Genomic DNA, 22,838 nt, shown 5'->3' with positions numbered 1-22,838 from the left:
TGAAAGGGTGTGATTACGATATTTATCGCTAAAAGAGAAAACGGTGAAAAAATTCATTTACTCTATAATTGTAATGAAGAGCTTTTGCGCCGTATGCGTCAACAAGAACGATTCTTTTGTGTAGCTTGCGGAAAGGAAGTGCAAATGAAATTAGGGAAACAAAAAAGTTGGCATTTTGCTCATAAAAAAGTGGATTCATGTCTTGCCTTTTATGAAGCGGAATCAAAGTATCATATGCATGGTAAAGAATTGTTATATAGATGGTTCAAACGTCAAAACTTTCAGGTGGATATAGAGTACTACCTCCCAGAAATTAAGCAACGACCAGATGTTTTTGTAGAGAGGGCGGGTAGAAAAATTGCAATTGAATACCAATGTGCAAACCTCGCTATAGAGCAGCTGTACAAAAGAACATATTCGTATTGGCAAGCTGGTATACAGGTCATTTGGATCGTTGGTGGAAATCAATTGAAAAAGCAATCTGCATATTGGATGAAATTTTCCTCACTTATGGCTTTCTCCTTACAATCTTATCCTCAGCCACTTCTTATTTTCTTCTGTCCGAAACAAAAATCATTTATGAAATGTGCATTTGTCACTCCCTTTTCTACAAATGTTTTTTTCTCACATACTATATATTTACCAACTGATGCGACTACTTTTGAAATGCTTTTTTCTCCTGTTCCTTTCGGGAAAGAAAGATTGGGTGAAGAGTGGAAGAAGAGAAAGAAAAACTTTCGCCAAAATGCCTTACCGATTTGGAATTATAATTATAAGTCATTATTACGCCTCTTATATCAATTTAAATGTACCCCAGCGAGCTTTCCTTCTGAAATTGGTGTTCCACTCCCTTCTGCATTTGCTTTTCAAACAAACCCATTTATATGGCAAGCTTTTCTATATATGAAGTGTATAGGGGAGCTTGCAGTGGGAGAGTGTATTTCTCTTCAATACGTGTGTAGTTATGTAAAAAGGTATACGAAAAGGCGGATACTTCCGTACTTTTCGCAGCACATATGGAAAATGGCAGTTACTGAATATATGACATTTTTATGCTATATAGGTGTTTTACGTAAAGTGGGAACTTATACGTACCGAAAAATAAGGGATGCCGTGATGTTAAAAACAGAGGAGGAAATTATGAAACATGATGAGATTTGCTTAATACATGCGCTATCTTTATTTGAGGCAAATTTTAACATGAGAGGAGGAAAAGCGGATATAATAAAGAATGATTGTGAAGGAATTACATAAGAAAAAAACGAATTGTACTTAAGTAGAGATATTTAAAGGAGGGCTTAAAGAATGTCTGAACAAAACAAAGCGAAAGCATTACCAGATCGCAACGAGATTGAAGAAGCAAGTACGTGGCGATTAGAAGATATTTTCCAAACGGATGCAGAATGGGAAAAAGAATTCCAAGCTATTAAAGAGCTATTACCGAAGTTAACTGAATTTAAAGGGAAACTTGGTGACTCTGCGGACAATTTACTTGAGGCATTGCAATATGAAGATGAAATATCAATGCGATTAGGTAAGTTATATACATATGCTCATATGCGTTACGATCAAGATACAACAAACTCTGTATATCAAGCATTAAATGATCGTGCAACAAATTTATATTCACAAGTATCTAGTAGCACAGCGTATATTGTGCCTGAAATTTTATCGATTTCAGAAGATACATTGCAAACATTCTTGAAGGAAAATAGAGATTTAAGTGTATATGAACATGCATTAGAAGAAATTACACGTCAACGCCCGCACGTATTATCAGAAGCTGAGGAAGCTTTATTAGCGGAAGCATCTGAAGTAATGAGTTCATCAAGCAATACATTTGGTATGTTGAATAACGCGGATTTAAAATTCCCATCTATTAAAGGGGAAGACGGAGAAGAAATAGAAATTACACATGGCCGTTACATTCAGTTTTTAGAAAGTGATAATCCTCGTGTTCGCAAAGATGCATTTAAAGCTGTATATGAAACGTACGGAAAATTTAAAAACACATTCGCAAGTACGTTAAGCGGAGCAGTAAAACGTAATAATTTCAATGCGCGTGTTCGTAAATATGATTCTGCTCGCCAAGCTGCACTGAGCAATAATAATATTCCGGAAGCAGTATACGATCAACTCGTTGAAACAGTAAATGACAACTTACATTTATTACACCGTTACATCGATATTCGTAAGCGTGCACTAGGACTTGATGAGCTTCATATGTATGATTTATATACACCACTTGTACCAGAAGTGAAAATGAATGTGAAATACGAAGAAGCGCAAGACCTTTTATTAAAATCTTTAAACGTACTTGGTGATGAATATGTTGATATTTTGAAAGAGGCATATGAAAATCGCTGGGTAGATGTGTATGAGAATAAAGGAAAACGAAGCGGGGCATATTCATCTGGTGCATATGGAACAAATCCGTATATTTTAATGAATTGGCATGATAATGTAAATAATTTATTTACACTTGCTCATGAGTTTGGTCATTCGGTGCATAGTTACTATACAAGAAAAACACAACCGCACGTATATGGTGATTATTCCATCTTCGTAGCAGAAGTGGCATCTACTTGTAATGAAGCACTTCTAAATGATTATTTATTAAAAACGACAGAAGATAAGAAAGAGCGTCTATATTTATTAAATCATTATTTAGAAGGGTTCCGTGGTACTGTATTCCGTCAAACGATGTTTGCAGAGTTTGAACATATTATTCATAAGAAAGTACAAGAAGGACATGCTGTTACGCCAGACATGTTAACGGAAATTTACTATGATTTAAATAAGAAATATTTCGGTGACGCTTTAGTAATCGACGAAGAGATTGGTTTAGAATGGTCTCGTATTCCACACTTCTACTACAACTATTACGTATATCAATACGCAACAGGATTTAGTGCAGCGACAGCTCTATCTAAACAGATTTTAGAAGAAGGACAACCAGCAGTAGAACGTTATATTAACGAGTTCTTAAAAGCAGGAAGCTCTGATTATCCAATTGAAGTGCTGAAAAAAGCAGGAGTAGATATGGCATCTCCTGAACCAGTAAAAGAGGCACTACAAGTATTTGAAGAGAAATTAAATGAATTAGAAGCATTATTATTTGAAGAAAAGTAATGAAAAAAGACGAGGGATTGTATCCTCGTCTTTTTGTTGAATAGATTCAATGTCGATATTTGTCGGAGAGAAAGGTGAATTTCTTTGTTTTTCTAACTGAAAGGATAGTTTTACGACTGATTTTTAAAATTAAAACCCTTTGAATCGTTTTTTATAATTGAAATAAGAGAGAGTGATAACGATGATTCCGAATAAAAGAGGTAAGGCAATAATTTTAGGAAAAGCTTGTAGTAGAGAGAGGATGTACAAGAAAAAAGAAACGATGACAGCTAGAAAGAGAAGAGCAATATAAGATTTTTTCATAAATAAACCCCCTAAATGACCTTTTTTATAGCTTATTCAAAAATGAAAACGTTTAGAATGTGACAAAAGTGTGAAATTCGACAAAAGGGGTTGTCATCTGACGTCGAATCTTGTAATATAATAAGCGTGAACGAATTCACATACAAACATATACCCCTTTGTTTGAACGTGAAAATTTCTCCCATCCCCTTTAATATTTTTATAAGCCGTAAAGAAAAAGACCTGGTGTTTACACCAGGTCTTTTTCTTTTGCTATCCATTTCCAATAACGTTCGCATTTTACTTCTATCATTTGTACTTTTCGTTTCAGTTGTAATTTTTTTAGTTCGCGTTCAATTTCTTGTTGCGGACAATCATAAATAAATGCTACTTCTTTTGAAGATATAAATTGTGTTGCTTCTAGTAACACTTCTAAAGGTGGTAATGGTTCTGGCTCAATTTCACATTTTACAAGTTCTTTCAATAATTGTACGTATACATCGTAGGAATAATTTCCAGCGATTTTAATACCTTCTTCATCTGAGTTCGCATGAAAAAAGACGAGGGAAGGTATTTCTGTAATATGCATTTCATTCGTGAATTTCAAGTCACATTGGAAAGCTTTTTTTGCACTAGCAGAATGTAGATCTTTTTTAAATTCTTCTACATCAATATTGCTATCTTTCGCACATGCAAGTAATAGTTCGCAGTCAGGGTTTGATACATTTTCAAGGAAAATGTATTCTTGGAGTTTTCGCAAAAACTTCGAACCTGCTTTTCGGCCTTGCAACTCCGCTGCCTTAATTGCCATCGAAACTAAATATGGTGTTGACGATGCTTCTTGCATATGTACCTTTCCATCACATGAAAAACCTTGTAAACTGGTTGTCTTTTCCCACACAAATCGAATATTAGCAGGTTTATTCCATTTGTGTGAGGAAGCGTTCGTTCCATCCACTTTTCCTGTTACGATATGACGAATAGAGAAGTATTTCCCGTATTCAAGCCATAGTTTAATAATAAAAGGCTCAATTTCCCAGCAATCTTTACAAAGTGGATCAATAAATAAATATGCTTCTACAGACTTATGCTCGCATGCGGAAGGAGATGGCATATTTATATGCTTTGCTTCCTGCTTATCCATTACACTTCACCTGTTTCGTTTGGAGTATTAACCATATGCTGAGCGGTTAATGCTAAACGTTCAAAAACAAACTCTCTTATATGACCATGAACTCCAGTATCATCCATTGCTTGCTCCATACATGATAGCCAAGCCTCTGCTCGTTTTGGAGTAATCTCAAACGGAAGATGGCGTGCTCTTAACATAGGATGACCATGTTCTTCAGTGTACAAATTAGGACCACCTAAATATTGTGTTAAAAATTGCTTCTGCTTCCTAGCGGTTTCTGTTAAATCTTCCGGGAAGATGGGAGATAAGTCAGGGTGTTTACTGACATAGGAATAAAATGTATCTACTAATATTGCAATGCATTGTTCACCGCCAATTGCTTCAAATGGTGTCATCGTTTGCTTGCTCATCCTTTATAAACTCCTTTTTCCATGAAATGTATATCTATTGTAGCAATGGAATGTTCGAGAGGGCAAATAAACAGCTTTCTCAAAGATTCTTTGCTTATTCTACGGGTGTAAACTTTTTTAGTGAGATGTATCCACTAGTGAAACATATTCACTAGTGGAATTTTCACTTTAGCGTGCTTTTTTTTGTTTGGCAAGGAAAAAGCGTTTTACTTTGTTATTTGTATGGCGAACAGGTATGTTATGTTGCGTTAATAAATGAATAAATGCAGCTTTTCCTGTTTCTTCATCTTGCACTTCAAATTCAATTTCATAATCATCGTGATTGTAATAGAAACTATGATCAAAGACAAGCGTTCCGCCTTTAAATAATGTTTCTGCTCTTTCTGTTGTTAAACTACCCATATATGTTAAAGCAGAAACAGGAATTTGTAATTTGTGTAATTGATCTACTACTGCTCCTTGAATGATTGTGTTTGTTTCCATCATCATTTTTGCTTCGTCTTCTGTTACGACTTGATGCGTTTCTAATAAACCGATTTCTGCAGGTTGTTTCAACGTTAACGTATAAGTTTCTCCTTTATGACGAATACGAAGTGCAGAGCCAGCTTCTTTTAAAGAGAAGTCAGGTGTTTCAAAGTAGTGATTCACTTGTTTTGTAAATGCTTCAATAGAAAACGATTTACATAATGTATCGAATTCTTCTTTTGTAACGATATTTTTGAATTCAATTTCAATTTCTTGTGTCATTGTATAATCTCCTTTTGAAAAATAATTCTTTACACATTATCGCTTTTTCATAAATTTGGTTCAATGTTTTATTTGTTTGCGTCCATGTTATGATACAATAATACTGTTAAGTAAGACAGGAAGTTGAGATGGAGGAGTTAGAGCATGCAAAATAAAATCCAAGTTAAGAGCGTAGAAAAGAGAGAGAATGCTCTTATTTTTTGTGCGGAAAATAGTGAAATAGAGGTAAAGGAGTTAAGTGCGCGTAATCACGTACTTGTAGACTCAGACAATTTATCATTTTTATATATCTTAGAAAATGAATCATCTTTCATTTATGTAAGTATTCCGCACACATGCTGGGAAGCAATGCATGAAGCGATGAATAACGATGTGGTTATGTTCGTTCGCGTGAATGACATTGAAATGGAATTAGAAGGATTAAAAGAAGAAGTAGAATATTTAGTTGAAAATATTGAAGGTAATGCAAATTACGGAGAAGAATTAGTAACTGCTGTAGAAAAAGTATTTCTATAAGCAAATGGATTGATTTTGGTGGTGGTTGAAATGAATCGAAATTGGGAAGAATTTTTAGCACCTTACCACCAAGCGGTGGCAGAGCTAAAAGTGAAACTAAAAGGAATGCGTACTCAATTTGCAATGTTAACAGAGCATTCTCCAATTGAGTTTGTAACAGGAAGGGTAAAGTCGGTTGCAAGTATTATTGATAAAGCGGAGAAGAGAAATGTACCGCTAGACCGATTGAGAGAAGATATGCAGGATATTGCTGGGCTTAGAATGATGTGTCAATTTGTTGATGAGATTAAGCCTGTTGTAGAATATCTTCGAAAACGAAATGACTTTGAAATCGTGGAAGAACGTGATTATGTCACGCAAAAGAAAGATAGCGGTTATCGTTCTTATCATGTTGTCATTAGTTATCCTGTTCAAACGATTCAAGGTGAACAAAAAGTATTGGTAGAAATCCAAATACGCACGCTAGCAATGAACTTTTGGGCAACAATTGAGCATTCTTTAAATTATAAATATAGTGGACGTTTTCCTGAAGATATTAAAATACGATTGCAACGTGCAGCTGAAGCGGCGTTTTTATTAGATGAAGAAATGTCTTCTATTCGTCTTGAAATTCAAGAAGCGCAAAAGGCTTTTTCAAGAAAGCAAGAAACGAAAGATTCCGAATCATAAACTAAAGGGTGTTGGGCGATGAAATTTACAATTATGTCAAAGGGAGATCAATCATCAGATACACTGGCAAGCACGATGAAAGAGTACTTGCTAGATTTTGGATTTATAATGGATGAAAAGGAACCCGATATTGTAATTTCTGTTGGGGGAGATGGAACGCTTTTATATGCGTTTCATCGTTATTATAATCGATTGGATGAAACAGCATTTGTTGGTGTACATACAGGACATCTAGGTTTCTATGCAGATTGGTTACCGACAGAAGTAGAGAAATTAGTAATTGCGATTGCGAAAACACCATTCCAAGTGGTGGAATATCCGCTTTTAGAAGTTATTATTCGCTATGTGAATGGAAGTAAAGAGTCACAGTATTTAGCGATGAATGAGGCGACTGTAAAAAGTGCAGAAGGTACATTAGTAACAGAAGTAGAAATACGCGGAGAATATTTTGAAACATTCCGCGGAGATGGCCTTTGTATCTCTACTCCTTCAGGAAGTACCGCATATAATAAAGCGCTTGGCGGAGCAATTATTCACCCATCTATTGAAGCGATTCAAATTGCAGAAATGGCGTCCATTAACAATCGTGTATTTCGTACTGTAGGATCACCACTCGTATTGCCGAAGCATCATACATGTGTGTTAAAGCCAGCTGCAGGAATGAACTTACAAATTACAGTGGATCACTTAACGATGGTTCATCAAGATGTGAAATCAATCCAGTATCGCGTCGCAAACGAGAAAGTACGATTTGTTCGTTTCCGCCCATTCCCGTTCTGGAAACGAGTTCGTGACTCGTTTGTTGCAGATAAATAGAAAGGGTTATATATTTGAACAGATTTACATTGAAATGGGATATAGGGCCGGCTGAAGAGGGAACTTTAGTTAGGGAATTTTTGAAAACGAAAGGTATTTCTAAAGCCGCTTTAACGGATATAAAGTTTCATGGCGGAGCAATTGAAGTAAATGGTCAACATGCGAGTGTTCGTCATCAGTTGCGTGCTGGTGAAGAATTACGTGTCTTTTTTCCAGTGGAGGAAAGAAGTGAAGGGATGATGGCAGAAGATATTCCTTTATGCATTATATATGAAGATGACGCGGTTCTTATCATTAATAAAGAGGCGAATATGTCAACGATTCCGTCTAGAGAACATCCGGCAGGAAGTGTTGCCAATGCGCTGTTATCTCATTATGATAAGCAGCATCTTGCAAGTACAGTGCACATCGTAACACGTTTAGATCGTGATACTTCGGGGCTTATGCTTATTGCAAAAAATCGTTTCGTGCATCATCTTTTATCGAAGCAGCATCAACAAAAAGCTGTGAAACGAACGTATGAAGCAATTGTTCACGGAAAGATTGTAGAACGAGAAGGAATGATTGATGCACCAATTGGTCGAAAATCTGATAGCATTATTGAGCGAACGGTTTGTGAGGATGGACAAAGGGCAGTTACTCATTTTAAAGTAATTGATAGTACATATCATAAGACACATGTAGCGCTTGAGCTTGGGACAGGAAGAACGCATCAAATTCGTGTGCATATGGCTCATATAGGACATCCATTACTTGGTGATAGCTTATATGGAGGGAGAAGGGATGAAATGAAACGGCAAGCACTTCATAGTAAATCTTTGACGTTTTATCATCCTATTTTAGAGAAAGAGATGTCTTTCACTATAAAGCTTCCAAGCGATATGCAAGAAGTGTTGCGGCATACTTAAAAAGGGAACAAAATTCTTATATTATAAAGAATTTTGTTCCCTTTTTCTTAGCGGAATAATATTAAAATTTGGTTTTCACCCGTACGCTTTATAACGAAAAATCCACTTTCGGCTTTTGTAGCAATGCCATTGTCATTTGGAAGACAAAATCCATGTGCTTCGCAAGTGCCGTCATCACGTACTAACATTTGTCCAATTAATCCGACAGGAAGCCACTCGGCGCGATCTTTTCTTGCTACATATTTGCGAGTTGGATCCCATTCTGTATTTAAAAGAGGTTGTATTTCTTCGGTTTCCGTCCATACATATTGGCGTTTTCCAAAGTTATCTGTTTTATAACGTTTTTCCCAACTTAAAGCCCCGCTATTTCCTATAAGGGCAGGGGTTGCACTAGATATTCCTAAAATGAACGAGTCGTGTGAAGTAGCTATCCGAATTTTTTCTTCGCTACTAAATGTAACGAAATAACCGACATCAATAGGTTTATGATCTTCGGTTTCAAACATTTGTGCAAAATCCGTTCCACTTGCATTGTAAGACGCACCCTCAATGTACATTTCTCCATTATGGGCAAGCCATTTAGCCCCGATATTATGGTCGGTGTCGCTTACACCATTTGCAATAAACCAAGAATAAGCTTCTTCTGCAGTGCCGAAGCGCCCCATAATATGGCTACCTGCAAAATGAGCTGTTGATGTATGATGACCTTCCGCATGAGAAGAGGATCCGTTAGCGATAGTTGCGGTTCCTTCTGCGTGTGCTGCTTCGCCTAAAGCAATCGTCTGTTTACCCTCTGCATGAGAATAAGCTCCGCCTGCTGTCGTTTCACTTCCCTCACTATGGGAACTATGTCCGGTTGATTTTGAGTTTGATCCTTCTGCATGAGAGAAAGAACCTTTTGCGTGTGTTAATAAGCCTTCCGCATGTGCTGCCATGCCCTCCGCATGAGAGTGAAGCCCTTCCGCATATGCATATCGGCCGCCCCTTTTAACTTTTGTATTTTCAGGTGTAGGTGTCTCAATTATGAGTGGTTTTTCAGTTTGTATATCATTCGATGAAGCCAATGCCTCTTTTATTTTTTTTACTTTGTTTATAATAGCAGCTGGAATTTCTGGTTCCACTTTTTTATTTATTGCTACAGAAATATTTTCTTCCGTCTTTTCTTCTGTTTGATTAGAATGTATTACCTGTTCATCTTGATTTGAGAGCTGTTTATTTTTTTGTTGCATCTTTATTTTTCTGCGATCGATTATGCGGCTCATCACAGCCTTTTCTAAAGAGACATATGTTGGTTTTACTTTGCTTTTTTTTGATGACTCTTGTTCTTCCAGTTCTTCTATCGCTGCAGCCCGAATACTACACCAGTTGTTAATTCCGTACATGGGCAGATATAAAGGGGGAAATTTTCTTTTTTGTTTAGAAGATTTTTTCTTCATTCTGTCACCTCCTGCGACATTATATGTAGTGTAATTAAAAAAAGATGCACTTTATTGCATCTTTTTTTAATTACTTTACCTAGTTTTATATGAGATCTGCCTAAATAATACGGTAATCTTTCGCTAAGTAAGGTAGTTATGAAATTGGACGGAATTTCTCAGCGACAAAAGGTAAAGAAGAAGGAACAGAGATAGTCTCCATTTCAGGATAACGTAATCCGGTTAATTTGCCACCAAATACAGCACCAGTATCAATATTGACTGTCTGATTGACGAATCGAGGTTCTGCTACTGGTGTATGTCCATATACAATCCAAGCTTGCCCCTTGTACTCTTGCGCCCAATCGCGACGGACAGGTGAGCCATCGGCATGCTTTTCTCCTGTAATATCGCCATATAATACAAAGGTTTGTACTTTTTTATCTCGTCTTCCTATGTAATCTTGCCGAATCCCAGCGTGACATACGATTACTCTTTTTTCATCTAGTATGTGGTAGAGCGGTGATTGTTCATAAAGAGTGATAAACTTTTCTTTTATAACGTTTTGCTTATGAGAAGGAAGTGCCTCATATTCAGCAACAGTTGTTTCAAGTCCGTGAGCGACTGTTACATTACGCCCAAGGAAAAATCGATATAGTTTATTACAGTGATTTCCAGGAGCGTAATAAGCTTCTTTTTTATGTATGACAAGTTCCCATACAATTTCAATCATACGTAATGAATGAGGACCACGGTCTGTAATATCGCCAACGAATGCAAGTTTACGTTGGTCAGGGTGAACCGGTAGACCGCTACTCCAGTTATATCCTAGCTTCTCTGTTAAATTTTGAAACTCTTGGAAGCATCCATGAATATCTCCTATAATGTCATATTTCATATTTAAACCTCCATCGTATTTTTCATTAGTATATCTAAAAAAGGATAGAGATAAAAATATAGCGTTTTTGTGTTGTTCATTTAAACATAAAGATTTTCGTTCTTGAGCGAACATTTAAAATGAATCCAATCGCAATCATGTATGTAAGCAGTGAACTTCCTCCGTAACTCATAAGAGGTAATGTTATCCCTGTAATGGGGAGTAATCCGATTGTCATCCCGATATTTTGGAATACTTGGAAAGTAAACATTCCGATTGTACCAGCGCAAATGTAACTACCGAAAGGGTCATTACTTTCTAAAGCAATATGAATCATTCGAAAAATGAGTAAGAAAAAAAGAGAAATAATGACACTTGCGCCTAGAAATCCAAATTGTTCAGCGACATTAGTGAAAATAAAATCTGTATGTGGTTCTGGAAAATATACTTGTCCATTTTCCCACCCTTTTCCTTGCATTTCTCCGGATCCAGTCGCTAAGAATGCTTGTCTTAATTGATAGCCTTGTGCATCATATTTGTAAGGTGCTAACCATCCGTAGAAGCGATTTAATTGATATTCTTTTAAAATGTGTGCTTTAAAGAAATCTGTGTGAGTAAAAAAAATATATATTAATGTAGATCCAGCAACGAAAGTACCTGAAACTAATCCAAAAATAAAACGCCATCGTATGCCAGAAACTAGTATCATTGCTGCAAGCATCGCTGAAATGACCATTGTGTTTCCTAAATCTGGTTCTTTTGCAATAAGTAGTAGTGGTGGCAAGCTTGTTGCAAATATTTTTCCAAGTAGTAAAAAATCGTCATGTATCGTTTGGGAAAAATATTTCTCATTATGATTTGCTATAATTCGTCCAATGACGATAATTAAAAACAATTTCATAATTTCAGAAGGCTGAAAATTTCCGATGCCTGGGAGCCTGTACCAAGCGGTAGCGCCTTTAATTGTAACGGCACCTGGTACTTGAAGTTCTAGTCCAATAAGTAGTACCATTGCAAAGCTGTACAAATACCAAGCAATTTTTTGATAACGATCGAAGTCGATAATCATAATAACACCAATGGCTATAAATCCAATGAAATACCATTGGATTTGCTTTAGTACAAAATTGACGTTTTGTAAAAATGGCGGTAAAGAGGCTTGCGCACTTGCAATAGCACAACAACTAACAATCCCAATGGCAAATAAAATAAATAGTAATACGTAGTCTATTTGATATTGAGAATTTGGATCTTTCAATGTAGGTATTCCTTTCTACTGCTCTTTATAGTAATGGATTTTATCCCGCATTAATGGGCAGTAAGACCCCCACCTCAAAATTCAGCGAAAGCGAAGAAGTTAGGTGGGGGATCAACTGCCCGTAAAAGCCCGATTGGTGAGAGCTGATTAAAGTTTCACTTTATAGTATGAGAAAGAATGTATGAACTATACGAATGATTCACATATAGTCCATACACTTTTAATTTTGCAGAGTAGTTTAATTGTTTAGCTCTTTAATAATTATATCCAAACAATGAGAGAGACGTACATGTGCGTCAGGAAAAATATCTAGTTGATGAAGATAGTATTTTAAGGAACTTTTACACCATTGGTAAGCACTAAGTAGAGCTGCTCTATAGTCCGTAGTATTTTGTAAAAAGCCATATTCTTTTGCTGTTATAACAAGGTGTGTGAAATCTTCACAACCTTGAAGGAGCTTATTGTGTATTTGTTGTCCAGCATGGTAGCGAAATTGACTTAAAGGCTCAGAAATGTATATTGCATTTCCTTTAGAAAGTAAAGAAATCCATGAGGCCATATCAACACTACAAGAATATTGTCGCTCTTTAAGGGTGCCAAAAGGTTCAGTGAGCAATTCCTTTCGGAACAAAGTAGTTGTAGGCTCACCGATAATGTTGTGTCCGCCCTTTAACATCCAATTACCTAAAAATATCCCGTTTAATGGGGTGTCTTCACTATATAACCTTTGTGTTGGATGGGAATCACCGATTAGATTTCCATGATCATCAATGCGTACTCGATAAGAAGTAACAAGAGCAAGATTTTTATTGGGATCTTGCTCAAAATAGGTCATCATTTTTTGTATTTTATGCTTATAAAACACGTCATCGTCCATTAAAAAATTTATATACTCACCATTTGATTTTTCTATGAGCATAAGGTCATTGTGAAATTGTCCTAGAGTAGGGGTATTTCGAATGTATGTTATATTTTTATAATTTGGTAAGTATTGTTCGCGTATTAAAGTTGCTGTTTCATCATTTGTACTATCATCTCCGATGATGATTTCAATATTTGAATAAGTTTGTGCCAATGCACTTTCTAGAGCAATTTTGAAATAATGAGGCCGATTATAAGTAGGAATAAGGATGGAAACGAGAGGTGGATTTTTTTCATTCATCATACATAACTTCCTTTCAGAAGCTTTTTTTTGTAAGAACAATATCTTGGTAACTTGTATATTCATGTCTGCCGCACCATAAACCGTAATGCGGCTTATTGATTATTTCTAGGCCGTACTTATTCAATAGATTGCAAATATCTGTCTCAGGATAAGCAACTGCGAAATTCGGAATATCTTTATTTACAACGTAGCAATTTTCGATTCGATGATAAAAACCTAATGTACTTTGTCCTGCATTTAAATAATAGGACGATTCAGGGTTTATAAGAAAGAATGTAATGAAACATCTCCCGTCTTTTTTTAATACACGTACAATTTCAGATACGTAATGTTCTAATTCTTTTGGGAGAAGATGCGTAAATACAGAAGTTAAAAAGATAAAATCGAATGTTCCGTCTTCATAGGGAAAACGATATTGAGAGGCATCTTCTTTTCCTTCCGGATTATAGAATTGATTGTATATGTCAACATGTTCAAAGTGAAAATTATTACGCATAGTTGAAATGTTATTTTGACACCAAGTAATTCCATCTTTAAACAAATCAAATCCATAATACGCTCCATCATCATTTAAGTAATTCATTAATGGTACAGCCATTCGGCCGACACCGCAGCCTACATCTAATACTTTTTCATTTGATTTTAAAGCGCCAATTTGAATAAAATGCTTTAGGAACTCTTTTCCAACCTTTTTGAAGTCGCCACCTACATATTGGACGAGTTCAGGAGGGGGGAGTAAAGTCATTTCTTTGTTAAATTCGCTCATGAGTATACCCCTTTCTTATGTGAGAATATGCAGTAACTCTATTAATGAAATTTTCAATTTGTAGTGAGAGAACACAGGAAAACAATTGTTATATGTAGGGAGATTCCGAAAAAGAATACTTAATTGGATCAGAAGTAAGAGAAGAATGAGTGAAAATGGAATCTCCTATAGATTAAATCTTTTTTATTCTTTTCTCCAATAAACGCCAAATACATCAATTTTAGTAATAGGGGCTTTTAAATTCCGTTGATTTCTAAAGTCTGTCACAGCCTCAGCGCATGGTGGTAGCCCGTAGTCATCGATAATTATATAGCCACCTTTAGAAACTTTATCATATAAGTTCACGAGACCATCCATGGTGGATTCATACATATCACCATCAAGCCGTGCAATTGCTATTTTTTCAATTGGTGCTGTTGGTAAAGTATCTTTAAACCAACCTTTTAAAAATTTCACTTGATCATTTAGTAAATCATATTTTTTGAAATTCTCTTGTACTTGTTCTAAAGAGACGCGTAAGTAATCGAATGTGTGTAAATAATCACCGTAATCTTTTGGATATTGCTCTAGATTCGGTGCTGGCAAACCTTCAAATGAATCTGCAACCCACACATTACGATCCATAATGTTGTTTGCTTGTAAAAAACCATTCATAAAAATGCATGATCCTCCGCGCCATACACCTGTTTCAATAAAATCACCTTCTATATTTTCACGAACAACGGTTTCCATCGCCTCTTGTAATTGGTTCATACGTTCTCGACCAATCATGCTATGTGCTGCTCTTGGCCAATCCATTCCATCATGACGTTCACTTTTTGAGACATTTGGTTTTACAATTTTTAAGTTATGGTTTTCGGCATATTGCTTAATGAATAAAGGGAGGGGGACTGTAACTGGTTCGAATTCTAGTTCTTTCGAAATATGTAGAGATGCCGGTAAGTATGCCTCATATTCTAACCATATTTCAAATAAAATTGTCTTCTTGAGCAATTCGAGATAAAGCTGAACAGCAGATTTACTTTCCATATTTGTGCCTCCTGCAAAATGTCATACAACAATATGATTATGTAGATAGCGAATGTTTCATGATTGAATTTAAAATTGAAAAAGCAGTAAAACTGATAACAGTTCTACTGCTAAGTAAAAATTAAGCAACTTTTTCAATAATAATAGATGCATTTGTACCAAGAGCTAATGATAGCCCAAGTCCTGTAACGATTACTTCAACTAATGATGGAGTTGTCGTAATTTGCGTAATTGCTTGAACAACGATAGGTGCTCCAACTGAGATTAAAGTAGCCCCAGTACCTGGTACAGATACCCCATTTACTTGGATTGTAAGCCCCCCTAATACACTTATTGCCGCAGTATATACGATAACAGTGATTTTATAGAATCCAGTTTCAGCAATAACGAAAGTATCAGCATCTAATTGAGAAATTGCTGTACCAAACTGAGATCCAACAGTATTAAATGGTACTGGAGCATTAAGTCCAAGATCTAAAGAAATTCCAGCGGAGTTAAATGCATACAATCCTGCTGGAAGTCCTAGTCCGGATGGTCCAGTCGGTCCAGTCGGTCCAGTAGCCCCAGTCGGCCCCGTAGGTCCAGTAGCTCCAGTGTCACCAGTCGGCCCCGTAGGTCCAGTAGCCCCAGTGTCACCAGTCGGCCCCGTAGGTCCAGTAGCCCCAGTGTCACCAGTCGGCCCCGTAGGTCCAGTAGTCCCAGTGTCACCAGTCGGCCCAGTCGGTCCAGTCGGTCCAGTTGGCCCAGTCGGCCCCGTAGGTCCAGTTGGCCCGGTAGGTACAGTCGGCCCAGTCGGTCCAGTCGGTCCAGTTGGCCCGGTCGGCCCAGTCGGAAGGGTAAACGGTGGTATCGGTGGTAATGTAGGTCCTACAAGATTAGGGTCAAATGCACTAGCTGATAAAGATTCATCGGGATTTAATCCATTTGAATAATTATTATTTGACATAAATTCACCTCCATAAAGCGTTCATTATATAGTAGATGCAAAACCGAAAGAAAATGACACGGACATTTGAATTATTGAAAAGAAATCTTAAACTACTTGAACAATTTAAAAAAATGGAAAGTTTAGTATATGTATAACATATGATTGATTTGGAAGAGGGTGATTATGTTGAACAAGCAAGGAATTACAATTAGTTTATGTATGATTGTTCGAGATGAGGAGGAGACAATAGCCCGTTGTTTAGACACAGTTGAAAAAATTGTGGATGAAATTATAGTGGTTGATACAGGCTCCGTCGATCGAACGAAAGAAATCGTAGAGAAATACACTTCTAACATATATGATTTCCAGTGGATTGATGATTTTGCAGCAGCAAGAAATTTTTCTTTTTCAAAAGCGACGCAAGAGTATATATTGTGGCTAGATGCAGATGACGTATTATTAGAAGATGCTCAAGAAGCATTGAAACTTTTAAAAAGAGAATTAGATCCTAAAATTGATGCTGTTTCGATGCCTTATCATCTTGCGATGGATTCTAACGGGAAACCTTTATATTGTACAAAAAGAAATCGACTTGTAAAGCGTGAAAAACAATTCCAATGGTTTGGAAAGGTTCATGAGTATTTAGCTATTTCTGGTGAGGTTTTTAGTAGTAATGTTGCTATTACACATAAAAAAGAAAAAAAAGTAACAAATCGTAATTTGAAAATTTTTCAAAATACTGTAGCGGCAGGTGAAGAATTAAGTCCGAGAGATTTATTTTATTACGCAAATGAATCTACGGATAACCAAAAATATGATGATGCAGTTCTTCTATATGAAACATTTCTTAATCAAGACGAAGGATGGTATGAAGAGAAAATTTATGCATGTGGTAAGTTAGGAGATTGCTATGCAAAGCTCGGAATGTGGGAGAAGGCAATCGAATCTTGTGTGAAGTCGTTTCGGTATGGCGTCCCTAGAGGAGAGAATTGTACAAGAATAGGATATATATATATGGAACAAGAAAAATATAATGAAGCGATATTTTGGTTTAAACTTGCAACGGAAGTACCAATGGCAACGGAGAGTCCTTTCCATAGTCCAGCTAGCTACACATGGCTACCCTATTTACAAATGTGTATTTGTTATAGCAGGTTAGGGGAGCAGGATAAAGCGTATTATTACAATGAATTAGCAGCTTCTTATGTTCCGAATAATGCTGCAATTGAATATAACCGTAAATATTTTCGGGGAGTTTTTGATAAACCATATAAAGTGTAATAGGTTTCGTTTTTTAGAAATGATGTATCGTTATTCTAACTCTAATAGATTGGTTATATATTAGAGTATCAGTAACGTAACCAATATAAATAAAAGGTTTTATACTACTATTTGTGGGCTAATAATCAGTGGGGGATGAACAAAATCTGCACTTTATAGAATTCATATGAGATTTATATTTCTAATTCAATTTGCATAAGGAGTGTGTGAAATGAGTCGCGAAAAAAGTTCTTTATATGAAGAAAAATCCGAGCATTATTATAATGCAGCGAATCCGAATTTATTAAAGCATATAAAAAAGGAATGGAAAGAAGTTCTTGATATTGGTTGCTCGAGCGGTGCATTGGGAGCAGCTATTAAAGAAAACGGTACACGTGTATCAGGAATTGAGGCATTTCCAGAGGCGGCAGAAAAAGCGAAGGAAAGACTAGATCATGTTATTTTAGGGGATATAGAAAAAATAGATCTTCCTTATGAGGAGGGGCAATTTGATTGCGTCATATTTGGGGATGTATTAGAGCATTTATTTAATCCATGGGCTGTAATAGAAAAAGTAAAGCCATATATAAAGCAAAATGGTGTGATTTTAGCAAGTATACCAAACGTTGCTCATATTTCAGTATTAGCTCCCTTGCTTGCTGGAAATTGGACGTATACAGAATATGGTTTATTAGATAAAACACATATTCGTTTCTTTACATTCAATGAAATGCTAAGAATGTTTTTAAAAGCAGGATATTCAATTAGTAAAGTAGATCGTGTATATGTTGATCATAAAATGTATGAGCCGCTTATTGAGGAGTTATATGGAATTTGTAAAAAATATCGTCTTGGAAGTGGCTTCATGGCTGAGACAGTTGTATTTCAGTATATTATTGAAGCTGAAAAATCACAATTATGAGTGCTGCAGACAAAACAATATTATTTGTTACATGTATAAATGATCGGAAATTGTATGCAAACTGCGTGCGACATATATTGCAATTGTTAGTACCGCCAGGATATATTGTCCAATTTATGCCGATTCGAAATGCGAAAAGTATGACGAGTGGATACAATCAAGCCATTTCGCATCCAGCAAAGTATAAAGTGTATATACATCAAGATGTTTTTATTATAAATAGAGCCTTTTTATACGGATTACTTCAATTATTTGAGGAACATGAACATCTTGGTATGATTGGGATGGTTGGAGCGCAATATGTTCCTCCAACTGGTGTATGGAACGAAGGGCGTGGAATTGTAGGAAAGGTCATTGGTTATATGAATGATTTGTTTTATATGGCAAGTTTAGAACAACCGTATCATGAATCAAAAACATTTATTCCTGTAGAATGTATTGATGGTTTATTAATGGCGACACAATATGATGTTCCGTGGCGAGAAGACTTATTTGACGGATTTGATTTTTATGATGTATCTCAATCGTTTGAATTTAAAAAAGCAGGATATACAGTTGGTGTACCTGTACAGCGCGATGCTTGGTGTATCCATTATCATTTTGATGTGAATATGACGAACTATGAAAAGTATCGAAAAATATTTGTGGAACACTATATGTCAGATATAAATAAGGAAGAATAAAAGGGGGGACAAAAATGAAAGATCATACAATATTAGTCGTTGTTTGTGTAAATAATGAGGAGCTTTTCAAACAATGTGAGAGCCAAATAAGAAACATTTTTGTTCCCCCTGGTTATGTCGTACAAATTTTTCCGATACGAGATGCACAAAGTATGGCGAGTGCATACAACCGAGCCCTTTCATATCCAGCGAAATACAAAGTGTATATACATCAAGATACATATCTTATTAATCGAGACATGTTTTCTACACTTATATCTCTTTTTAAAGAAAATGAAAAGCTTGGTTTAATAGGAGTCGCTGGAGCTCAGTTTTTACCGAATAACGGGATATGGTGGGAAGGAAAAAATTTAGTAGGGAAAGTGATTGAGTATAGAAGACGGAATTATCAATTATTAAATTTAGATCAGGTTTTTTATGGTAATCAACCATTTTTGTCAGTTCAGGCAATTGATGGTTTATTCATGGCAACGCAGTATGATATTCCGTGGCGAGAAGATTTGTTTCAAGGGTTTCACTTTTATGATGTGTCACAGTCTTTAGAGTTTCAAAGGGCTGGTTATTTAATCGGTATCCCAAATCAAGCAAATTTATGGTGTATTCATTACAACGGGGATGAGTTTGATGCGGATACATATGAGAAGTACCGGAAAGTGTTTGTAGAACATTACAAAGATATATTATCTCCATCATAAAGGAGAGATGCAAAGTGAAAGGAATTATTTTAGCAGGTGGTACTGGATCGAGATTATATCCAATAACGAAAGTAACGAATAAACATTTACTTCCTGTTGGTCGGTATCCGATGATTTATCATGCGGTATATAAGCTAAAACAATGCGATATTACAGATATTATGATTATTACAGGTAAAGAGCATATGGGGGATGTTGTTAGCTTTTTAGGGAGTGGTCATGAATTTGGAGTGTCCTTTACGTATCGTGTGCAAGATAAAGCGGGCGGGATCGCACAGGCGTTAGGGCTTTGTGAAGATTTCGTCGGGAATGATCGTATGGTAGTTATATTAGGTGATAATATTTTTTCAGATGATATTCTTCCGTATGTTGAAGAGTTTGCAAATCAAAAAGAAGGTGCGAAAGTGCTATTGCAATCTGTAGAAGATCCCGAAAGATTTGGCGTAGCACATATTCAAAACCGAAAAATAGTTGAAATTGAAGAAAAGCCGAAAGAGCCGAAAAGTTCTTATGCGGTTACGGGAATTTATTTGTATGATTCGAAAGTCTTTTCTTATATTAAAGAATTAAAACCTTCTGCACGGGGAGAACTTGAAATTACAGATATAAATAATTGGTATTTAAAACGAGGGGTACTTACTTATAATGAAATGAACGGCTGGTGGACTGATGCGGGAACTCATGCTTCGCTTCAAAAGGCGAATACGTTAGCGCGTGATATTAATTTTGGGAAACAGTTTAACGGAGAATAGGTGAGAATATGAAAGTTGTAGAAACAAATTTTACCGATGCAAAATTGTTAGAACCGAGGTTGTTTGGAGACGAGCGTGGCTTTTTTTCAGAGAGTTATAATAAGCAGGTGCTAGAAACATTAGGGATAACGTATTCATTTGTACAGGATAACGTATCTTATTCGGCTAAGGCAGGAACGATTCGGGGACTACACTTTCAAAAAAAACCGAAAGCACAAACGAAACTCATTCAAGTTATGCAAGGGGCAATTTATGATGTTATCGTTGATTTACGAAAAAAATCACCAACATTTAAACAATGGAAAGGATATATTTTAAGTGGAGATAACCATCGGCAATTACTAGTGCCAAAAGGGTTTGCGCATGGATTTTGCACGCTTGTTCCGCATACTATCGTTATGTATAAAGTAGATGAATATTATAGCGCAGAGCATGACTCAGGATTACTTTGGGAAGATAAAGATTTAGCAATTCCTTGGCCAGTAACCGATCCTATATTGTCCGATAAGGATCAGATATTACCATTATTAGAGGAATATGAAGATAGTTTTTAAGTAGGAGCGTTGTTTATGAATATATTAGTAACAGGTGGGGCTGGATTTATTGGAAGTAATTTCGTTCATTACATGCTACAAAGTTATGAAACATATAAAATTATTAATTACGATGCATTAACATATAGCGGGAATTTAAATAACGTAAAATCTCTTCAGGATCACCCGAATTACTTTTTTGTAAAGGGAGAAATTCAAAATGGAGAGCTATTAGAACACGTTATAAAAGAGCGGGACGTACAAGTGATTGTAAATTTTGCAGCTGAATCACATGTGGACCGTAGTATTGAAAATCCGATTCCTTTTTATGATACAAATGTAATTGGGACGGTCACTTTATTAGAACTAGTTAAAAAATATTCGCATATAAAACTTGTGCAAGTATCAACGGATGAAGTGTATGGCTCTTTAGGAAAAACAGGGAAGTTCACAGAGAAAACGCCGTTAGCTCCAAATAGTCCATATTCTTCAAGTAAGGCGAGCGCGGACATGATAGCTCTATCTTACTATAAAACATATCAATTACCGGTTATAGTAACGCGTTGTTCTAACAATTATGGACCGTACCAGTATCCTGAAAAATTAATTCCATTAATGGTTACGAATGCACTAGAAGGAAAAAAACTACCGTTATATGGTGATGGTTTAAATGTAAGAGATTGGTTACATGTAACGGATCATTGCAGTGCGATTGACGTTGTTTTGCATAAGGGACGTGTCGGAGAAGTATATAATATAGGTGGAAATAATGAAAAAACAAATGTAGAAGTTGTGGAACAAATTATTACTCTTTTAGGAAAAACAAAAAAAGACATTGAATATGTTACAGATCGTTTAGGGCACGATCGTCGTTATGCGATTGATGCAGAGAAAATGAAGAATGAATTTGATTGGGAACCGAAATATACGTTTGAACAAGGATTACAAGAGACGGTGAAATGGTATGAAAAGAATAAGGAATGGTGGAAACCACTAAAAGACCAGTAAGGGGCATGTTAAATGAAAGAGAGGGTTATCATAACAGGAGCAAACGGTCAATTAGGAAAGCAACTATTTGAAGAGTTAGACTCTGAAGAATATGATATATATCCATTTGATAAAAAGTTATTAGATGTGACAAATATATCCCGAATACAACAAGTGGTACAAGAAATAAAACCACATATAATTATTCATTGTGCTGCCTATACGAAAGTAGATCATGCGGAGAAAGAACAGGATCTTGCATATAGAATAAATGCAATCGGAGCTCGAAATGTAGCGGTTGCTTCACAATTAGTAGGGGCGAAGCTAGTTTATATTAGTACTGATTATGTATTTCAAGGCGCCAGACCAGATGGATACGACGAATTTCATAGTCCAGCACCGATAAATATATATGGGGCCTCTAAGTATGCGGGGGAGCAGTTCGTCAAAGAGTTACATAATAAATATTTTATCGTTCGCACATCGTGGCTATATGGTAAATATGGGAATAATTTTGTGAAAACGATGATGCGATTAGGAAAAGAAAGAGATGAAATATCTGTTGTAGCGGATCAAGTTGGCTCTCCTACGTATGTGGCGGATTTGAATATGGTTATTAATAAGCTCATTCATACTTCTTTATACGGTACATACCACGTATCAAACAGAGGCTCATGCTCTTGGTTTGAATTTGCACAAAAGATATTTTCGTACGCCAATATGAAAGTGCATGTATTACCTGTTTCAACGGAAGAATTCGGGGCTGCGGCTGCGAGGCCCAAATATTCTATTTTTCAACATAACATGCTAAGATTAAATGGTTTTTCACAAATGCCGTCTTGGGAAGAAGGATTAGAGCGGTTTTTTATAGAAACCAAAAGTCATTAACAAATTTCTGTTAATGACTTTTTTGTTTGCCTTTAAGCGGTTTTATGGTACTATAATTATAGTATCAG

The 22,838-nt window shown here is 36.1% G+C and carries 25 protein-coding genes; 14 read left to right on the top strand and 11 right to left on the bottom strand.

What is annotated here, in order from left to right; all coding sequences use genetic code 11:
• Positions 1-9: 9 nt before the first annotated feature.
• Both GBN91_RS09560 and pepF read left to right on the top strand, forming a co-directional pair.
• Positions 10-1,254 (top strand): competence protein CoiA, encoded by a 1,245-nt coding sequence (locus GBN91_RS09560; protein WP_000628315.1) that lies wholly within the window; start codon positions 10-12, stop codon positions 1,252-1,254.
• A gap of 51 nt (positions 1,255-1,305) precedes the next feature.
• Positions 1,306-3,132, top strand: a complete 1,827-nt coding sequence (gene pepF / locus GBN91_RS09555) for an oligoendopeptidase F (protein ID WP_152121413.1) — start codon at positions 1,306-1,308, stop codon at positions 3,130-3,132.
• 129 nt (positions 3,133-3,261) lie between these two features.
• Here pepF and GBN91_RS28795 read toward each other — a convergent pair whose 3' ends face one another.
• From GBN91_RS28795 to GBN91_RS09540, 4 genes are all read right to left on the bottom strand, one after another.
• Positions 3,262-3,435, bottom strand: coding sequence for a hypothetical protein (locus GBN91_RS28795; protein ID WP_000750355.1), 174 nt, complete (start codon positions 3,433-3,435; stop codon positions 3,262-3,264).
• A gap of 229 nt (positions 3,436-3,664) precedes the next feature.
• Complete coding sequence (locus GBN91_RS09550; protein ID WP_000360645.1) at positions 3,665-4,558, bottom strand: ClpXP adapter SpxH family protein; 894 nt, start codon at positions 4,556-4,558, stop codon at positions 3,665-3,667.
• Entirely contained in the window at positions 4,558-4,956 is a 399-nt protein-coding gene (locus GBN91_RS09545) for a globin domain-containing protein (protein ID WP_152121412.1), read from the bottom strand. The genes GBN91_RS09550 and GBN91_RS09545 overlap by 1 nt, the downstream gene beginning before the upstream one ends.
• Positions 4,957-5,124: 168 nt before the next feature.
• Positions 5,125-5,703 (bottom strand): CYTH domain-containing protein, encoded by a 579-nt coding sequence (locus tag GBN91_RS09540; protein WP_000191121.1) that lies wholly within the window; start codon positions 5,701-5,703, stop codon positions 5,125-5,127.
• Positions 5,704-5,847: 144 nt separating this feature from the next.
• Here GBN91_RS09540 and GBN91_RS09535 point away from each other — a divergent pair, with 144 nt between their 5' ends.
• Genes GBN91_RS09535 through GBN91_RS09520 form a run of 4 tightly spaced genes read left to right on the top strand, consistent with a single transcriptional unit; the run spans position 5,848 to position 8,612 of the window.
• A complete protein-coding gene (locus GBN91_RS09535) occupies positions 5,848-6,219 on the top strand; it encodes a UPF0738 family protein (RefSeq protein WP_001180003.1) in 372 nt (123 codons plus the stop codon).
• A 30-nt stretch (positions 6,220-6,249) separates the two neighbouring features.
• Positions 6,250-6,888: a GTP diphosphokinase gene (gene yjbM / locus GBN91_RS09530; protein ID WP_001081482.1), complete on the top strand. Its 639-nt coding sequence runs from the start codon at positions 6,250-6,252 to the stop codon at positions 6,886-6,888.
• 18 nt (positions 6,889-6,906) lie between these two features.
• Entirely contained in the window at positions 6,907-7,704 is a 798-nt protein-coding gene (locus GBN91_RS09525) for an NAD kinase (protein ID WP_000673190.1), read from the top strand.
• A gap of 14 nt (positions 7,705-7,718) precedes the next feature.
• Entirely contained in the window at positions 7,719-8,612 is an 894-nt protein-coding gene (locus GBN91_RS09520) for an RluA family pseudouridine synthase (RefSeq protein ID WP_152121411.1), read from the top strand.
• A gap of 47 nt (positions 8,613-8,659) precedes the next feature.
• On the opposite strand, the gene GBN91_RS09515 is transcribed toward GBN91_RS09520, so the two are convergent.
• The 7 genes from GBN91_RS09515 to GBN91_RS09485 all read right to left on the bottom strand — a co-directional run bounded on the left by GBN91_RS09515 (position 8,660) and on the right by GBN91_RS09485 (position 16,068).
• Positions 8,660-10,048, bottom strand: a complete 1,389-nt coding sequence (locus tag GBN91_RS09515; RefSeq protein ID WP_152121410.1) for a peptidase G2 autoproteolytic cleavage domain-containing protein — start codon at positions 10,046-10,048, stop codon at positions 8,660-8,662.
• A gap of 136 nt (positions 10,049-10,184) precedes the next feature.
• Positions 10,185-10,925, bottom strand: a complete 741-nt coding sequence (prpE, locus tag GBN91_RS09510; RefSeq protein WP_000872700.1) for a bis(5'-nucleosyl)-tetraphosphatase PrpE — start codon at positions 10,923-10,925, stop codon at positions 10,185-10,187.
• 76 nt (positions 10,926-11,001) lie between these two features.
• Positions 11,002-12,162 carry an FtsW/RodA/SpoVE family cell cycle protein gene (locus GBN91_RS09505; RefSeq protein ID WP_000654702.1) on the bottom strand — a complete coding sequence of 387 codons (1,161 nt, stop codon included), beginning with the start codon at positions 12,160-12,162 and terminating at the stop codon, positions 11,002-11,004.
• Between the two features lie 238 nt (positions 12,163-12,400).
• Positions 12,401-13,327, bottom strand: coding sequence for a glycosyltransferase family 2 protein (locus GBN91_RS09500; protein ID WP_000980807.1), 927 nt, complete (start codon positions 13,325-13,327; stop codon positions 12,401-12,403).
• A 13-nt stretch (positions 13,328-13,340) separates the two neighbouring features.
• Positions 13,341-14,093, bottom strand: coding sequence for a class I SAM-dependent methyltransferase (locus GBN91_RS09495; protein WP_001288765.1), 753 nt, complete (start codon positions 14,091-14,093; stop codon positions 13,341-13,343).
• Between the two features lie 183 nt (positions 14,094-14,276).
• Positions 14,277-15,122: a TylF/MycF family methyltransferase gene (locus GBN91_RS09490; protein ID WP_048558815.1), complete on the bottom strand. Its 846-nt coding sequence runs from the start codon at positions 15,120-15,122 to the stop codon at positions 14,277-14,279.
• A 121-nt stretch (positions 15,123-15,243) separates the two neighbouring features.
• Positions 15,244-16,068 carry a BclA C-terminal domain-containing protein gene (locus tag GBN91_RS09485; protein WP_152121409.1) on the bottom strand — a complete coding sequence of 275 codons (825 nt, stop codon included), beginning with the start codon at positions 16,066-16,068 and terminating at the stop codon, positions 15,244-15,246.
• A gap of 165 nt (positions 16,069-16,233) precedes the next feature.
• Here GBN91_RS09485 and GBN91_RS09480 point away from each other — a divergent pair, with 165 nt between their 5' ends.
• From GBN91_RS09480 to rfbD, 8 genes are all read left to right on the top strand, one after another.
• Positions 16,234-17,331 carry a glycosyltransferase gene (locus GBN91_RS09480; RefSeq protein ID WP_000932908.1) on the top strand — a complete coding sequence of 366 codons (1,098 nt, stop codon included), beginning with the start codon at positions 16,234-16,236 and terminating at the stop codon, positions 17,329-17,331.
• 211 nt (positions 17,332-17,542) lie between these two features.
• Positions 17,543-18,232 (top strand): class I SAM-dependent methyltransferase, encoded by a 690-nt coding sequence (locus GBN91_RS09475; RefSeq protein ID WP_000085805.1) that lies wholly within the window; start codon positions 17,543-17,545, stop codon positions 18,230-18,232.
• Entirely contained in the window at positions 18,229-18,915 is a 687-nt protein-coding gene (locus GBN91_RS09470) for a glycosyltransferase family protein (protein WP_001271180.1), read from the top strand. The genes GBN91_RS09475 and GBN91_RS09470 overlap by 4 nt, the downstream gene beginning before the upstream one ends.
• A gap of 14 nt (positions 18,916-18,929) precedes the next feature.
• Positions 18,930-19,610 carry a glycosyltransferase family protein gene (locus GBN91_RS09465; protein ID WP_000651527.1) on the top strand — a complete coding sequence of 227 codons (681 nt, stop codon included), beginning with the start codon at positions 18,930-18,932 and terminating at the stop codon, positions 19,608-19,610.
• A 14-nt stretch (positions 19,611-19,624) separates the two neighbouring features.
• On the top strand, positions 19,625-20,362 hold the full coding sequence (locus GBN91_RS09460; protein WP_000676157.1) for a sugar phosphate nucleotidyltransferase: 738 nt from the start codon (positions 19,625-19,627) through the stop codon (positions 20,360-20,362).
• An 8-nt stretch (positions 20,363-20,370) separates the two neighbouring features.
• Complete coding sequence (rfbC, locus tag GBN91_RS09455; protein WP_000869418.1) at positions 20,371-20,916, top strand: dTDP-4-dehydrorhamnose 3,5-epimerase; 546 nt, start codon at positions 20,371-20,373, stop codon at positions 20,914-20,916.
• A gap of 15 nt (positions 20,917-20,931) precedes the next feature.
• On the top strand, positions 20,932-21,903 hold the full coding sequence (gene rfbB / locus GBN91_RS09450; protein ID WP_001024166.1) for a dTDP-glucose 4,6-dehydratase: 972 nt from the start codon (positions 20,932-20,934) through the stop codon (positions 21,901-21,903).
• A gap of 12 nt (positions 21,904-21,915) precedes the next feature.
• On the top strand, positions 21,916-22,770 hold the full coding sequence (gene rfbD / locus GBN91_RS09445; protein ID WP_000664652.1) for a dTDP-4-dehydrorhamnose reductase: 855 nt from the start codon (positions 21,916-21,918) through the stop codon (positions 22,768-22,770).
• Positions 22,771-22,838: the final 68 nt, after the last annotated feature.

Source organism: Bacillus sp. B1-WWTP-T-0.5-Post-4 (assembly GCF_009183795.1).
GTDB lineage: Bacteria > Bacillota > Bacilli > Bacillales > Bacillaceae_G > Bacillus_A > Bacillus_A cereus.
This window is presented reverse-complemented; position numbering and strand designations above follow the sequence as displayed.